Raw genomic sequence first — 14437 nt, forward strand, 5'->3', positions numbered from 1 at the left:
TCGACCGGGGGACGTCGGGAGCGGACCTGATCCTCAGGTCGGCGACACGGCCAGCCTGGAGGCGGCCACCGCCGGCTCATGAGCCATGCCGGGGGGTCGCTCTGTAGCGAAGTGGCGCGCCCTACGGGAATCGAACCCGTGTTTTCGCCGTGAAAGGGCGACGTCCTGGACCGCTAGACGAAGGGCGCTTTGGCTAGGCCGGGGTTCTATAGTCGGCGGCGGCGCGTCCGGCAACCGTCGATCCGCACGCGGGCTCGGGTTTGACCCCGGGACGGGTTGGGGCGATGGAGGGGCATGCCGCAGATCCCGCCCCGCATGACCCTCGTCCTCGGCGGGGCGCGTTCCGGCAAGAGCGCCTACGCGGAGGGGCTGATCGAGGCCTGCCCCGGCCCGTGGCTCTACCTCGCCACCGCGCAGGCGTTCGACGGCGAGATGGTCGCGCGCATCGCCCAGCACCGCGCCCGGCGCACCGGAGCGTGGCGGACCCGCGACGTTCCGCTCGCTCTGCCGGAGGCGGTTGCCGAGGCCGAGGGGGCCGTCCTGGTCGATTGCCTCACCCTGTGGCTCACCAATCTGATCCTGGCCGAATCCGACCTGGAGGACGCGGTGGCGCGGCTCATCGCCGCCTGCGCGCGGGCGCCGGGTCCGCTGGTGCTGGTCGGCAACGAGGTCGGGCTCGGGATCGTGCCGGACAACGCCCTCGCCCGCCGCTTCCGCGACGAGGCCGGGCGCCTGCACCAACGGCTCGCCGCCCGGGCCGACCGGGTCGTGCTCACCGTGGCGGGCCTGCCGCTCGTAGTGAAGCCGCAAGCCCCCGTACAAGCCCTCATTCCCGGAGCCTCCGCATGAGCGACGACGCGACCCGCCACCGCGAGAAGATGGAGAAGCGCAAGGCCGTGCAGGATGCCGAGGTGGCAGCCAAGACCGTCGAGAAGGGCCTGCTCATGGTCCATACCGGCCTCGGCAAGGGCAAGAGCACGGCGGCGCTCGGGCTGATGCTGCGGGCGCTGGGTCGCGGCTGGCGGGTTGGCATGGTCCAGTTCATCAAGGGCGGCTGGGATACCGGCGAGCGCCACGCGGTCGCGGTGTTCGGCGAAAAGGTCGCCTGGCACACGCTGGGGGAGGGGTTCACTTGGGAGACCCAGGACAAGGCCCGGGACATCGCCGCCTGCCGCCACGCCTGGGACGTGGCCGAGGGCCTGATGGCCGATCCCACGATCCGCCTGCTCGTCCTCGACGAGCTCAACATCGCCCTGCGCTACGAGTATCTCGACCTTGATGCCGTGGTCGCCGCGCTGCAGGCGCGCCGGCCGGACCTGCACGTGGTCGTCACCGGCCGCAACGCCAAACCGGCCCTGATCGAGGCCGCCGACCTCGTCACCGAGATGGGCAGCGTGAAGCACCACTTCTCGGCCGGCGTGAAGGCTCAGGAGGGGATCGAGTTCTGAAGCCCACGCGCAAGAAGGCCCTGATGATCCAGGGCACCGGCTCCGATGTCGGCAAGTCGCTGCTCGTGGCGGGGCTGGCGCGCGCCTTCACCGACCGGGGCTTGGCGGTGCGGCCGTTCAAGCCGCAGAACATGTCGAACAACGCCGCCGTCACGCCGGATGGCGGCGAGATCGGCCGGGCCCAGGCGCTCCAGGCCCGGGCCGCCCGAGTGGCGCCGTCCGTGCACATGAACCCGGTCCTGCTCAAGCCCCAGAGCGAGGTCGGCTCCCAGGTGGTGGTGCAGGGGCGGATGGTCGCCACCGTGAAGGCCCGCGACTACCAGGCCTGGAAGCCCCGGCTGATGCCCGCCGTCCTGGAGAGCTTTTCGCACCTGGCCGCGGAGGCCGATCTCGTGCTGGTCGAGGGCGCGGGCTCGGCCTCCGAGGTGAACCTCCGGGCCGGGGACATCGCCAATATGGGCTTTGCCCGGGCCACCGACACGCCGGTGGTGCTGGTCGGCGACATCGACCGGGGCGGAGTGATCGCCAGCCTCGTCGGCACAAGGGCGGTGATCGATCCCGCCGACGCCGCGATGATCGCCGGCTTCATCGTCAACCGCTTCCGGGGCGACCCGAGCCTGTTCGCCGACGGGATGCGGCTGATCGCCGAGCGGACCGGCTGGGCGTCGCTCGGCCTCGTGCCGCACTTCCCCGCGGCCGCGCGCCTTCCGGCCGAGGACGTGCTCGGGCTGGCGGGTTCCGGGCCGCGCCCGGCCGGGACCGTTACGGTGGCGGTGCCGGTGCTTCCGCGCATCGCCAATTTCGACGACCTCGACCCGCTCCGGGCCGAGCCCGGGGTGTCGGTGGTGCTGGTGCGCCCCGGAACGCCGATCCCCGCGGACGCCGCCCTGGTCCTGCTGCCGGGCTCCAAGACCACCATCGACGACCTGGACTTCTTCCGGGCCGAGGGCTGGGACGTCGATCTGCGCGCCCATGTCCGGCGGGGCGGGCGGGTGCTCGGCCTGTGCGGCGGCTACCAGATGCTGGGGCGCAGCCTCGCCGATCCGCACGGGATCGAGGGGGTGCCCCGCACGGTGCCGGGGCTCGGGCTCCTCGACGTCGATACCGTGATGACACCGGACAAGCGCCTGGCCGAAGCCACCGGCACGAGCCTGTCCGATGCGGTGCCGTTCTCGGGCTACGAGATGCATATCGGCGCCACGCACGGCCCCGACGCGGCCCGGCCGCTGCTGCGGCTCTCCGACGGGCGCACCGACGGGGCGGTCTCGGCGGACGGGCTTGTGGCCGGGACCTACGTGCACGGGCTGTTCGCACACGATGCCCAGCGCGCGGCTTGGCTCGCCCGCCTCGGCACGGTCTCGGAGGGGGCGGGCTACGAGGCCGGGGTCGAGGCGGCGCTCGACGGCCTGGCGCGACACATCGCGGCCCATGTCGATTGCGACCGGCTGCTGGCGCTTGCCCGGTAGGCGAGGGCCGGGCCAGGGATTACTCTGTGTAATGCCGGCCCTCGCCACGAGGGGCCGCACGGACCCAGAGGAAACGCCAGATGCCCCCCACGCAATCCCCGGCTGGGGAAGATTTCGCCGAGAGCACCGTCCGCACGGTGACATTGCGGCTGATGCCGCTGCTCGGCCTCCTCTACCTGATCGCGTATATCGACCGGCAGAACGTGTCCTACGCCAAGCTGGACATGGTCGGCAGCCTGGGTCTCAGCGAGACCGCCTACGGCCTCGGCGCGTCGCTGTTCTTCCTGGGCTACTTCCTGTTCGAGGTGCCCGCCAACGTGTTCCTCGAGCGGGTCGGCGCACGGGTCTGGTTCGCCCGGATCATGTTCACCTGGGGCATCGTCACGCTCCTGCTCGGCTTCACCCAGAACGCCGCGATGTTCTACGTGCTGCGCTTCCTGCTCGGCGCCGCGGAGGCCGGCTTCTTTCCCGGCGTGCTGTTCGCGCTCACCCTCTGGTTCCCGCAGGAGCACCGGGCCCGGATGATCGGCTGGTTCATGATCGCCAGCGCGGTGGCCAACGCGGTCGGGGCGGCGATCGGCGGGGCGCTGCTCGGCCTCGACGGAGTCCTGGGGCTGGCGGGCTGGCAATGGGTGTTCCTGGCCACCGGGGCGCCGGCGATCGTGATGACCGCGATCGTGCTGCTGGTCCTGCCGAACGGCCCCGAGACGGCGCCCTGGCTGTCCCAGGACCAGCGCGACTGGCTCGCCCGGACGCTCCGGGCCGAGCGCGAGGGCGGCGGCCTCGTGGATCACGGCAACCCCTTCGCGGCGCTCCTCGACAAGCGCGTGCTGATGCTCGCCGGGGTCTACGTATCGCTGCCGCTGGCCGCCTACGGGCTCGGCTACTGGCTGCCCACGGTGGTCAAGGGCTTCGGCGTCTCGAACCTCACCAACGGCTTCCTGAACATCATCCCGTGGGTCGCCACGGCCGTCGCCCTGTGGTGGGTCCCCCGCCACGCCGCCCGCACGAACGCCCAGGGCAACGCCCTGACCTGGCACGTGGTCGGGCCGGCGCTGGTCGGGGCGACCGGGCTGGCGTTGAGCGTCATCCTGCCGGGCAACGCCGTGAAGTTCGCGTGCCTGTGCGTGGCGGCGGCCGGGACGTTCTCGGCCCAGCCGGTCTTCTGGTCGATGCCCGCGACCTTCCTGCGCGGGGCGACCGCGGCGGCCGGGATCGCGGCGATCAACTCGGTCGGCAACCTCGGCGGCTTCGTCGCGCAGAACATGGTCCCGTTCATCCGCGACCAGACCAAGAGCGACCTCGTGCCGATGCTGTTCCTGTCCGCCTGCCTGGCGATCGGCGCCGGGGCGATGTTCGTGGTGCTCTCCGCCCTGCGGCGGGATGCGGCCAAGCGCGGGGCGACGACGACGAGGCCCCGCGCCGCCTGAACATCGGTCGTCATCGCGCGTTATCCTTCATCGTGCCGCTCAATCCGGCACGATGATGTGACCTCGCGCTCCCGCGGGACATCATCGATGAGGGTACCGCAATGAGCGAAGGCATTCCGCTTCTGATCCTCGCCCTGGGCACTCTGGGCGGCGTCTGGTTCCTGGCCGCCGCAGCACGGAAGCAGGTCGCCGACGCCAAGGGTTCGCCGGAACGCTCCAGCGTGATCCGCGATCACGGCGGCGCGCCACGCGCGAACATGCCCGGCACCGAGCACTGACGGGATCAGCCGACGGCGATCCGCCGGCAATGGTCGAGGGCGGCGCCGATCAGGTTGTCGCTGGCCTCGGGCGTGCGGAAGGCCGAATGCGCCGACAGGACGACGTTCGGCAGGCGCGCGAGCGGGTGGTCGGCGGGAAGCGGCTCGACCGCGAACACGTCGAGCCCGGCCGCGGCGATCCGCCCCGTGCGAAGCGCCTCGACGAGGGCATCCTCGTCGATCAACGCCCCCCGGGCGGTGTTGATCAGGATCGCGCCGGGCTTCTGCGCGGCGATGCGCGCTGCCGACAGGAAGCCGCGGGTCTCGTCGGTCAGGAGCAGGTGGAGCGAGACCACGTCGCTCTCTTGCAGCAGCTGTTCCAAGGACACGAACGCGACGCCCTGATGCGTCCTCGGGGTCCGGTTCCAGGCCAGCACCCGCAGGCCTGCGCCGTGGCAGAGCCGTGCCATCTCGCCCGCGATCCCGCCGAAGCCGATCAGTCCGACGGTCTTGCCGGTGAGCTGGATCGCCTCGGTGCGCAGCCACCGCCCCGCCCGCATGGCCCGGTCCATCTCGGGCAGGCCCCGGGCGGCGGCCCACATCAGCGCGAAGGCGCATTCCGCGACCGCGGTGTCGCCGTAGCCCTTGATCGTGTGGACCGTGACGCCGCATGCGGTCCGGAGCGCTTCCGGGTCCATGTAGCTGCGGGCGCCGGTGCCCAGGAACACCACGTGCCGCAATCCCGTGCAGGCGCGGGCCACGTCGACCGGGAGAGCGGTGTGGTCGATCACCGCGATCTCTGCGCCGGCCAGCAGGGCGGGCAGGTCCTCCGGGGCGATGTCGGGCTGGAGGTTGATCGCGAACGCGGGATCGTCCGGCCGCAGCAGGCGGTGCGCCACCGCCGCCAGGGTCTCGCTGGCATCGACGAACACCGCGCGCATCGGCTTCTCCCTGACCGCTCAACCCAGCGTAGCGCATCCTCCCGAAAGGCGGGTCCCGGCTTTCGAAAAAAATGATGCAACCCAGAGCCCTGGCGCAGGCCGTGCCGTCGGGTCAGCCCAGCACGGCGAACCAGAGGGCGAGCAGGGTGAGGACGAGGCCGCCCTGAAGCAGGCAGGCCGTGCGGTAGAGGGTCAGGGCCCGGGCGATGTCGTCGGCCGTGGCCTCGGCCCGGCCGTCGCCCATATGCGCGTCGGGGACGCGGGTGCCGTCATAGACCCGCGGACCCGCGAGCCTCAGGCCGAGCGCACCGGCCATGGCGGCTTCGGGCCAGCCGGCATTGGGCGAGCGGTGCCGGCCGGCATCGCGGGCCATCGCCCGAAGGCCGCCGCGTGCGTCGGCGCCGCGCAGGAGCGCCGCACAGACGATCAGCAGGCCGGCGAGCCGGGAGGCCGGCAGGTTCACCAGGTCGTCGAGCCGGGCGGCCGCCCAGCCGAAGGCCGCGTAGCGCGGGCTGCGATGGCCGATCATGCTGTCGGCGGTGTTGATCGCCTTGTAGAGTGCGCCGCCGGGCAGGCCCAGACACCCGATCCAGAAGGCCGGCGCCACGATCCCGTCGGAAAAATTCTCCGCCAGGCTCTCGATGGCGGCGCGGCACACCGCCGGCGTGTCGAGCTGGTCCGGGTCGCGCCCGACGATCATCGACACGGCGCGGCGCCCGGCCGCCAGGCCGCCGTCGCGCAGGGCGGTCTCCACGGCCGCGACGTGGTCGTTGAGGCTGCGTTGCGCCGGCAGGCTCGCGCAGAGCAGGCCGAGCAGCAGGAAGGCGGGGAGGGGACCCGCCCACAGGGCGAGGCCGGTGAGCGCCCAGGCCGGCAGCCCCGTGATCGCCAGAAGAAGCACCAGCGCGACGCAGCCCGCGACCCGGCGGCGGCGCCCGGAACCGCGATTCAGGCCACGCTCCAGCCAGGAAATCAGCCGGCCGATCCAGGTGACAGGGTGGCCGATGGCCTTGTAGAGCGCGTCCGGGTAGCCGGACGCCGCCTCGATCCCGAGGGCGAGGGCGAGGATGGCGAGCGTGTCGGGCGGATGGACCATCGTTTCTGGAATCCCGCTCCGAGGCCGGGGGCGATCCCGGGTGTCATCCCCCATGGCGGCGATCTCGGAGGGCTCCGGGACGCCTTTCCAGACGCGCCGGAACCCTGGCTCGACCTCTCGACGGGGATCAATCCGGTCCCGTATCGCGTGCCGCCGGTGGAGGCCAGCGCCTGGACGCGGCTTCCCGCCGCCGCCGAGGTCGAGGCCCTACGGGAGGCGGCCGCGGCGGCGTACGGGGCTCCGGGCGCCGCTCAGGTCGTGCCCGCCCCCGGCACCCAGATCCTGATCGAGACCCTGCCCCGGATGGTGGCCCCGACCCGGGTGGCGGTTGTCGGCCCGACCTATGCCGAGCACGCCGCCGCCTGGGCGCGGGCGGGGCACGCGGTGGCGCAGGTCGACGGGATCCAGACGGTCGGCGATGCGGCCGTCGCGGTGCTGGTGGATCCGAACAACCCGGACGGGCGGACCCATCCGCTCGCCGATCGGCTCGCCTTGGCGGAAACGCTGCGCGCCCGCGGCGGCCTGCTGGTCGCCGACGAGGCCTTCGCGGACCTGGAGCCGGTGGCGAGCCTGTGCCCGCATGTCGGACCTGGGCTCGTGGTGCTGCGCTCCTTCGGCAAGACCTACGGGCTCGCCGGCCTGCGCCTCGGCTTCGCGGTGACGGATTCCGGGACGGCGGGCCGGATCGCCACGGCGCTCGGTCCCTGGGCGGTGTCGGGGCCGGCCCTGGCGATCGGGCGGGCGGCCCTGGCGGACGTGGACTGGCGCGCGGAGGCGGCCCGGTCGCGGGCGGCGGATGCGGGCCGCCTCGACCGGCTGATCGCCCGCGGCGGCGGAACCGTCATCGGCGGCACCAGCCTGTTCCGCACCGCAGACTTCGCGGACGGCCCGGGCCTGTACCGGCGGCTCGCCGAGGGCGGCATCGCGGTGCGGCGCTTCCCCGAGCGGCCCGAGCGCCTGCGCTTCGGCCTGCCGGCCGGGAAGGCGGCGTGGTGTCGCCTGTCGCGGGTGCTCAGGTAGACGGCGCTGCCAGCCCGTGCCGGTCGCGGGCCGCCACCAGCACGGCCAGCACCGAGAAGACCAGCCCCACAGCGCAGACCCCCGGCCAGCCGACCATCAGGAACGCCTGCGAGCCCGCGAAGGCGCCGAGCGCCCCGAACACGAACAGGGTCGTGAACAGCACGGTGTTGATGCGGCCCCGGGCCCCCGGCACCAGGGCGTAGGCCCGGGTCTGGTTGGCGATGAGCGCGCCGTTCATGCCGATATCGATCAGCAGGACGCCGAGCCCGACGGCGACGAGCGACCACGTGCCCCCGGCCCACAGCACCAGGAACGACAGGGCGACCATCAGGCTGCCGCCGAGCACCACGGGCCGGGCGCCACTCCGGTCGGTGAAGCGGCCCGACACGGGGGCGACGAACGCGCCGCAGACCCCGATCACCCCGAACAGCCCCGCCCCGGCGGCGGACAGCCCGAAGGGCGGGCCCTCGACCAGCAGCGCGAGGGTCGCCCAGAAGGCGTTGAACGCGGCGAACAGCAGCGCCTGCGACAGGCTCGCTGTGCGCAGGACCGGCTGCGACCGGGCGAGGTGCAGGATCGACAGCATCAGGGCACGATAGCGCAGCGGATGGGTCTGCGGCGTGTGCGGCAGGGTGGCGCGGGCGATGCCCGCCATGACGAGCGCCAGGAGCGAGGCGGCCAGGAACACCGCCCGCCAGCCGAGATGCGCCCCCAGGAACCCGCTCGCCGTGCGGGCGAGCAGGATACCGGTGAGCAGTCCGGTCATCACCTGGCCGACGATCCGCCCGCGGCTCGCATCCGGGGCAAGCTCGGCCGCGAACGGCACCGCCTGCTGCGCCGCGCAGGCGAGGACGCCGACCACCAGATGGGCCAGGGCCAGGCAGGCGAGGTTCGGCGCGAGGCCGACGGCGAGCAGTGCCACGGAGAGCCCGAGGCATTGGGCCACGATCAGGCGGCGGCGGGGCAGGGCGTCGCCCAGGGGCACGAGCCCGATGATGCCGAGCCCGTAGCCGACCAGGGCCGTGGTCGGCACCCAGAGGGCGGCGGCATCGCCGAACTCGGAGACGATCAGGCCGAGCAGCGGCTGATTGTAATAGATGTTGGCGACCGCCCCGCCGGCGATCAGCGTCAGGCCGAGCCGGGCCTTCGCGTCGAGGATGGTGGTCACGGCAGGATCGGGAGCAGGCGGGCGCGCCGCCGCGGGAGGGCCGTGATGGGGGCCATCGTGAGGTCCGTACGGGTGAGGGAGGGCAGGGCCGAGATCGATACGGGCAGAGCGCGCCGTCCGGCAAGCGCCGGGCCTGCAGCCCTCCGCCACGCCCCGAACCCCTTCACGGGCCCGCGCCCCGCACCATATCCGGTCGACGCGGTTCAGGCCGTCCGCAGCGGAAGCGCTGCCGGTCACGTCCCATGGGCCGAAGCCCAGCCGAAGCCGACCGGGGCTCCTCATCCGGATACGGTCTTGGGGTTGGTTTCGTTCCGCATGGCGACGTCGGAACCGCTGCAGCAGGGAGTACGGGATGCCGAACTACCGCGTCGAGTTCGCCCGGGAGATCCTCGGGGTGCCCTTCACCATCGGGTCCGTCGAGATCACGCGGGCCCGCGATCCGGAACGTGCGCTCCGGGCGGCCGAACTCCGCTTCGCCCGCCAGCACGGCCTCGGCGACTGGCGGGAGCGGGCCGACCTCGCCACCCTGGCCGAGCGCCTCTGAGGGTCCGCGTCGCATCCTCCCCGAACGCCGTCGTTCGGGACGGTGCTTGGCGAACCTCTGGTTCCACCCGTCACACGGTGTTCGTCTTCGAGTTGCAGGGTGGGCGTTCGTTGGTTCGTGCGACCGCTCAAGCTCTGGTCGGGACGGCTGCGCCACCATAGAATGGCGGACGGAGCCGGGAACCGCCGTGTCCCTGCGTGACGGGACGAGGGCGTCCCGCTCCGCAGACCGGCGGACGGGTCCGGAGAGACGTCAGGTCCGACAGGGGTCAGTGCAAGGGTCATGGCGGCGATCTCCTTCTTCGGCGACCTGCTCCAGACCATCAGCGAGCGCGGCCGCGACCTGATCGGCATCGGACGCGGCGAGATCGGCGGCCGTGCCAGCGCGGGCGAGCTGGTCAAGCTGTGCGAGGACCTGATCTCCCGGCGCGGCGAGGCCTCCGGGGTGGCGCTGGCGCGGCTGATCCTCGACCGCTACGCCAGCTTCGGCCAGCCGGAGCGTCATGCCTTCCTGCGGGCGATCGCGCTGGATTTCGACGCGGACCACGCCGCCGTCGACGAGGCGATCGCCGCCTACCGGGCCGATCCGACCCGCGCCCGCCTCGGCACCCTGCATGAGGCCGCCGAGCCGCGCAGCCAGGAGCTGATTCGCCGCCTCAACCTCGCCCGCGGCGGCACGCTGAGCCTGGTGCGGATGCGCGAGGACCTGTTCCACCTGCGCAAGGCGCTGCGCACCGGGGCCGAGGCGGACCCGGTGGTGCTCGACGCGGTCGACAGCCTCGATTCCGATTTCGAGCACCTGTTCGCATCCTGGTTCAACCGGGGCTTCCTGGTGCTGCGGCACATCGACTGGACCACGCCGGCCCATATCCTCGAGAAGATCATCCGGTACGAGGCGGTGCACGCGATCTCCGGGTGGGACGACCTGCGCGCCCGGATCGAGCCGCCGGACCGGCGCTGCTTCGCGTTCTTCCACCCGGCCCTGGCCGACGAGCCGCTGATCTTCGTCGAGGTCGCGCTCACCGAGCAGGTCGCCCCGGCGATCGCCCCGATCCTGTCGCAGGAACGCAAGCCGCTGCAGCCGCGGGCGGCCACCACGGCGGTCTTCTACTCGATCTCGAACTGCCAGAAGGGCTTGGCCGGCGTCACCTTCGGCAATTTTCTGATCAAGCAGGTGGTGGAGGATCTGACCCGCGAGGTGCCCTCGCTGAAGACCTTCGTCACGCTCTCGCCGGTGCCCGGCTTCGCGGCCTGGCTCGCCCGGGAGCGCCGGGCCGACAGTCCGCAGGGGCTGCTGCCCGAGGATGTGGAGATCCTGCGGGCCCTGGACGATCCGGACTGGCACGCCGACAAGGCCCGGGCCGAGGCGGTGCGCAAGGCGCTGATCCCGGCCGCGGCCGCCTATTTCCTGCGCGCCAAGAACGAGCGCGGGCGCCCGCTCGACCCGGTGGCCCGGTTCCACCTCGGCAACGGCGCCCGGCTGGACCGGATCAACTTCCTCGGCGACACCGCGAAGAAGGGGCTGGCCCAGTCGCACGGCTTGATGGTGAACTACCTCTACGACCTGGCGGCGATCGAGAAGAACCACGAGACCTACGCCAATCTCGGCACCGTGGCGGCTTCGCCGGCAGTCACCCGGGAGCTGCGCACCAAGCTGCCGCCGCCGCGGGCCGTGGTGCTCGCCGAGGCGTGAGCCGGGGGCTTCCTCACCCTGAAGGGGATCTCGGTTCGCGCATCGACGCCCGGTGAACGTCATGGCGGAGAGCCGGCCTGCGATTGCGGGGCGGTCGCCAACGGTTCTATGGCTGCCTGAACCCCATGGCCCGTGATAGCTCAAGCCTCACGATGACGAACCACCTCTTCTCCCTGGTCCGGGACGGCGTTCCGGATCCTGCCAAGACCGTGATCGAGACGCCGGACGGGCGCCGATACAGTTACGCGGACCTGATCGCCCGCTCCGGCGCCTACGCGGCGGCCCTGCGGGCGGCGGGCGTGCAGCCCGGCGACCGGGTGGCGGTCCAGGTCGAGAAGAGCCCGGAGGTGATCTTCCTCTATCTCGGCGTCGTACGGGCCGGCGCCGTGTTCCTGCCGCTCAACACGGCCTACACCCCGGCGGAGATCGAATATTTCCTCGGCGATGCCGAGCCCACGATCTTCGTCTGCGACCCGGGCCGGCGCGACGCCCTCGCCGGAGCCGCCTCCGGCATCCGCGAGACCTGGACGCTGGATGCCGCGGGGACCGGCAGCGCCGCCGAGGCCGCGGACCGACAGGACACGGATATCACGGACGTGCCCCGCGGCCCGGAGGATCTCGCCGCGATCCTGTACACCTCGGGCACGACCGGGCGCTCCAAGGGCGCCATGCTGACCCACGACAACCTCGCCTCGAACGCCCGCACGCTGGTCGAGATCTGGCGCTTCACCGCCGACGACGTGCTGATCCACGCCCTGCCGGTGTTCCACACCCACGGGCTGTTCGTGGCGACCAACACGGTGCTGGCGAGCGGCGGCACCATGCTGTTCCTGCCGCGCCTCGATCCGAAGCTGATCCTGAGCCTGATGGGCCGGGCGACCGCCCTGATGGGCGTGCCGACCTTCTACACGCGCCTCCTGAAGGAGCCGGGCCTGACCCCCGACGCGGCGAAAGGCATGCGGCTGTTCGTATCGGGCTCGGCGCCGCTGCTCGCGGAGACGCACCGGGACTGGCAGGCCCGCACCGGCCACGCCATCCTCGAGCGCTACGGCATGACCGAGACCAACATGAGCACCTCGAACCCCTACACGGGGGACCGGGTCGCCGGCACGGTCGGATTTCCGCTGCCGGGTGTATCCCTGCGGGTGGTCGATCCCGAGACCGGCGCGGCGCTGGGCCCGGATGCGGTCGGCATGATCGAGGTCAAGGGCCCAAACGTGTTCAAGGGCTACTGGCGGATGCCGGAGAAGACCGCGGCCGAGTTCAGGCCGGACGGCTTCTTCATCTCCGGCGACCTCGGCAAGGTCGATGCCCGGGGCTACGTCCACATCGTCGGGCGCGGCAAGGATCTGATCATCTCAGGGGGCTTCAACGTCTACCCCAAGGAGGTCGAAACCGAGATCGACGCCCTGCCGGGCGTGGTCGAATCCGCGGTGATCGGACTGGCACACCCGGATTTCGGTGAAGCCGTCACAGCCGTGGTTGTCGGCGGCGCGAACGCGCCGGACGAGTCCGGCGTGCTGGCGGCTCTGGAGGAGCGTCTCGCCCGGTTCAAATGCCCCAAGCGCGTGCTGTTCGTGGACGAACTGCCCCGCAACACCATGGGCAAGGTCCAGAAGAACCTGCTCCGTGAGGCGCATGCGGGGCTGTATCGCGCGTGAAAGAAACCGCGCGCTGGCCTCGGGGCCAGCGCGCGGTTTCCTCGTCGTGATCAGAGGTTGTGTGCGGTCCGCTCGTTCTCCGGCGGCGTATGCCCGTCGGGATCCGTGGCCTTGCGGACCGCCGCGTTGAGGTTGTCCGGGTCGAGGGCGGTCTGAACGAACTCGCGGCCCATACTGGTCACCTCGCGGGCGTAGCGCAGACCCTGGTCGCGGACCTCGTCGGCCCAGGGACCGATGTTGCGGTCCTCCTGGCGGGTGCGCGGCAGCAGCGCGCCGAGCAGCAGGCCGGCGGCGACGCCGACGACGCCCACCAGCAGCGGATTGTCGTCCACGAAGCGCTCGACCGCGCTGCGGCCGCGCTGGAGACCGTCGATCCCCTGGGTGGTGATGTCGTCGAGCGCCCGCAGGTTGCGCTTGTGCAGCGCCCCGGCACGCTCCCGGGCATCGTCATAGGCCGAAGCGGCCCGCGCGCGGGCCTGGTCGGCGGCGCTACCGAGGCGGTCGCCGATGTCGTCGGCCAACTCCGATACGGTTTGGCGGGCCTGTCCGGCGAGATCGCTGGCGCGCTCGCCGGCCGCCTGGGCGTTCTCCCGCGCGGTGGCGGCCGCGTCGATCGGCCGGGCCGCGGCGCCGTGCGGAAGCGGATCGTGCAGCCCGCGCGGGTCGGGGCGGAGCGTGAAGTCGCCCGCCGCCTCGCCGGGAGCCGGGCGGGTGTCGCCGTGGCCGGCCGGATCGGGCCGCAGGCTGCTGTCGCTCGAGCCGGTGGGCATGCCCGCCGCGGCGGCGAGCTGATCGGGGAGGCTGGACGGATTCGGCTTGTCAGTCATGGCGGTGTCCTCGGATGTCCGTCGCGGCGGCGCCTGGGGGGTGGAGCCCCTCCCGGCTCTCCGGCCGGGCTCGGGTCGTCACGGTTCGGGTGTCAGATGTCGGTCGTCTCGAGGGGATCGCGGGGCGGACGCGCCGTCGGGAGATCGGGGTCGTAGCCGCGGGCCGTACCGGTGTTGAGCGTGGCCACGCGCTCGGCCGAGACCTGGGTCCGGCGGCGTTCGGCATCCCGTGCCATCCGGTTGAACAGCAGACCCACCCCGGCGGCGATCAGAAGGACCGGCACCGGGTTGCGGCGCACCGCCTCCAGGGCCCCGTCGTAGACGCCACTCAGTGCGGGCGTGCGCCGGGCGTTGCCCAGCATCTCGTCCACGATGTTCGGGACCGAGAGCTTGCCCTGGATCTGGTCGATCGTGTCGTCGAGCCGAGCCCGGCTCGCCTCGATTTCCTTCTCGAGGTCGGTCATCGAACTCATCCGGACACGCGCTCCGACAGGGCCTGGGCATCCTGGCGCACCTGGCGCGTCGTACGCGTCGGCGCCAAGGTGGAGAGGGACAGGACGCTGCGCGCCCACAGGGCCATGCCGACGGCGATGACCAGCAGTACGCCGCCCACGATGAGCGCCGACAGCCACTCGGAGCCCACGATGGTGGCGAGCCACTTCACGAACGCGCCGATCAGGACCAGCAGGGCGACCACGGCGAACACCGCGGAGCCGACCATGCAGGCCAGGCCGACGATGAGCTGGCGGACGTTGCCCGCCATCTCGGCGCGGAACAGCGCGATTTCCTTACGGGCGAGCTCGTTGGTCTCCCGCAGCGCATCGCCGATGAGGCTCTGAATGCTGGAGGCGCCGGTCTGGCGCGGATCAGGACCCTGGGCCATGGTC

Annotated in this window: 15 protein-coding genes and 1 tRNA gene; 9 read left to right on the forward strand and 7 right to left on the reverse strand. The window is 72.2% G+C overall.

Annotation, left to right across the window (positions count from 1 at the left end; genetic code table 11):
• Positions 1 to 112 precede the first annotated feature (112 nt).
• Positions 113 to 188 (reverse strand) — tRNA-Glu (locus AC0IY0_RS25640).
• Positions 189 to 294: 106 nt separating this feature from the next.
• Between AC0IY0_RS25640 and cobU the strand changes: the two genes are divergently transcribed.
• The 5 genes from cobU (at position 295) to AC0IY0_RS25665 (ending at position 4622) form a co-directional block, all read left to right on the forward strand.
• A complete protein-coding gene (gene cobU / locus AC0IY0_RS25645; RefSeq protein ID WP_419828463.1) occupies positions 295 to 849 on the forward strand; it encodes a bifunctional adenosylcobinamide kinase/adenosylcobinamide-phosphate guanylyltransferase in 555 nt (184 codons plus the stop codon).
• Positions 846 to 1448 (forward strand): cob(I)yrinic acid a,c-diamide adenosyltransferase, encoded by a 603-nt coding sequence (gene cobO / locus AC0IY0_RS25650; RefSeq protein ID WP_471766103.1) that lies wholly within the window; start codon positions 846 to 848, stop codon positions 1446 to 1448. The genes cobU and cobO overlap by 4 nt, the downstream gene beginning before the upstream one ends.
• Before the next feature lie 23 nt (positions 1449 to 1471).
• Positions 1472 to 2914 (forward strand): cobyric acid synthase, encoded by a 1443-nt coding sequence (locus AC0IY0_RS25655; protein WP_471766104.1) that lies wholly within the window; start codon positions 1472 to 1474, stop codon positions 2912 to 2914.
• A gap of 80 nt (positions 2915 to 2994) precedes the next feature.
• Complete coding sequence (locus tag AC0IY0_RS25660; protein WP_147941200.1) at positions 2995 to 4344, forward strand: MFS transporter; 1350 nt, start codon at positions 2995 to 2997, stop codon at positions 4342 to 4344.
• Positions 4345 to 4445: 101 nt separating this feature from the next.
• Positions 4446 to 4622, forward strand: coding sequence for a hypothetical protein (locus tag AC0IY0_RS25665; protein ID WP_244036568.1), 177 nt, complete (start codon positions 4446 to 4448; stop codon positions 4620 to 4622).
• Between the two features lie 5 nt (positions 4623 to 4627).
• On the opposite strand, the gene AC0IY0_RS25670 is transcribed toward AC0IY0_RS25665, so the two are convergent.
• Both AC0IY0_RS25670 and cbiB read right to left on the reverse strand, forming a co-directional pair.
• Positions 4628 to 5542 carry an NAD(P)-dependent oxidoreductase gene (locus tag AC0IY0_RS25670; RefSeq protein ID WP_471766105.1) on the reverse strand — a complete coding sequence of 305 codons (915 nt, stop codon included), beginning with the start codon at positions 5540 to 5542 and terminating at the stop codon, positions 4628 to 4630.
• Between the two features lie 112 nt (positions 5543 to 5654).
• Complete coding sequence (cbiB, locus tag AC0IY0_RS25675; protein WP_187278903.1) at positions 5655 to 6638, reverse strand: adenosylcobinamide-phosphate synthase CbiB; 984 nt, start codon at positions 6636 to 6638, stop codon at positions 5655 to 5657.
• On the opposite strand from cbiB, the gene cobD reads away from it, so the two are divergent.
• Positions 6630 to 7658, forward strand: coding sequence for a threonine-phosphate decarboxylase CobD (cobD, locus tag AC0IY0_RS25680; RefSeq protein ID WP_147941202.1), 1029 nt, complete (start codon positions 6630 to 6632; stop codon positions 7656 to 7658). The two genes, cbiB and cobD, sit on opposite strands and share 9 nt — an antisense overlap.
• Here cobD and AC0IY0_RS25685 read toward each other — a convergent pair.
• Positions 7651 to 8826, reverse strand: a complete 1176-nt coding sequence (locus AC0IY0_RS25685; protein ID WP_419828462.1) for an MFS transporter — start codon at positions 8824 to 8826, stop codon at positions 7651 to 7653. The genes cobD and AC0IY0_RS25685 overlap by 8 nt on opposite strands.
• 352 nt (positions 8827 to 9178) lie before the next feature.
• On the opposite strand from AC0IY0_RS25685, the gene AC0IY0_RS25690 reads away from it, so the two are divergent.
• From AC0IY0_RS25690 to AC0IY0_RS25700, 3 genes are all read left to right on the forward strand, one after another.
• A complete protein-coding gene (locus tag AC0IY0_RS25690; RefSeq protein ID WP_147856579.1) occupies positions 9179 to 9370 on the forward strand; it encodes a hypothetical protein in 192 nt (63 codons plus the stop codon).
• Between the two features lie 282 nt (positions 9371 to 9652).
• Positions 9653 to 11062: a malonyl-CoA decarboxylase gene (locus tag AC0IY0_RS25695; protein WP_147909468.1), complete on the forward strand. Its 1410-nt coding sequence runs from the start codon at positions 9653 to 9655 to the stop codon at positions 11060 to 11062.
• Positions 11063 to 11214: 152 nt separating this feature from the next.
• Positions 11215 to 12723, forward strand: coding sequence for a malonate--CoA ligase (locus AC0IY0_RS25700; RefSeq protein WP_471766106.1), 1509 nt, complete (start codon positions 11215 to 11217; stop codon positions 12721 to 12723).
• Positions 12724 to 12773: 50 nt separating this feature from the next.
• On the opposite strand, the gene AC0IY0_RS25705 is transcribed toward AC0IY0_RS25700, so the two are convergent.
• The 3 genes from AC0IY0_RS25705 to AC0IY0_RS25715 all read right to left on the reverse strand — a co-directional run bounded on the left by AC0IY0_RS25705 (position 12774) and on the right by AC0IY0_RS25715 (position 14433).
• Entirely contained in the window at positions 12774 to 13550 is a 777-nt protein-coding gene (locus AC0IY0_RS25705; RefSeq protein ID WP_419828460.1) for a hypothetical protein, read from the reverse strand.
• Positions 13551 to 13642: 92 nt separating this feature from the next.
• Entirely contained in the window at positions 13643 to 14014 is a 372-nt protein-coding gene (locus AC0IY0_RS25710) for a DUF3618 domain-containing protein (RefSeq protein WP_187193612.1), read from the reverse strand.
• A 5-nt stretch (positions 14015 to 14019) separates the two neighbouring features.
• Positions 14020 to 14433 (reverse strand): phage holin family protein, encoded by a 414-nt coding sequence (locus tag AC0IY0_RS25715; RefSeq protein WP_147855974.1) that lies wholly within the window; start codon positions 14431 to 14433, stop codon positions 14020 to 14022.
• Positions 14434 to 14437 lie beyond the last annotated feature (4 nt).

The organism is Methylobacterium sp. AC315 (genome assembly GCF_979253755.1).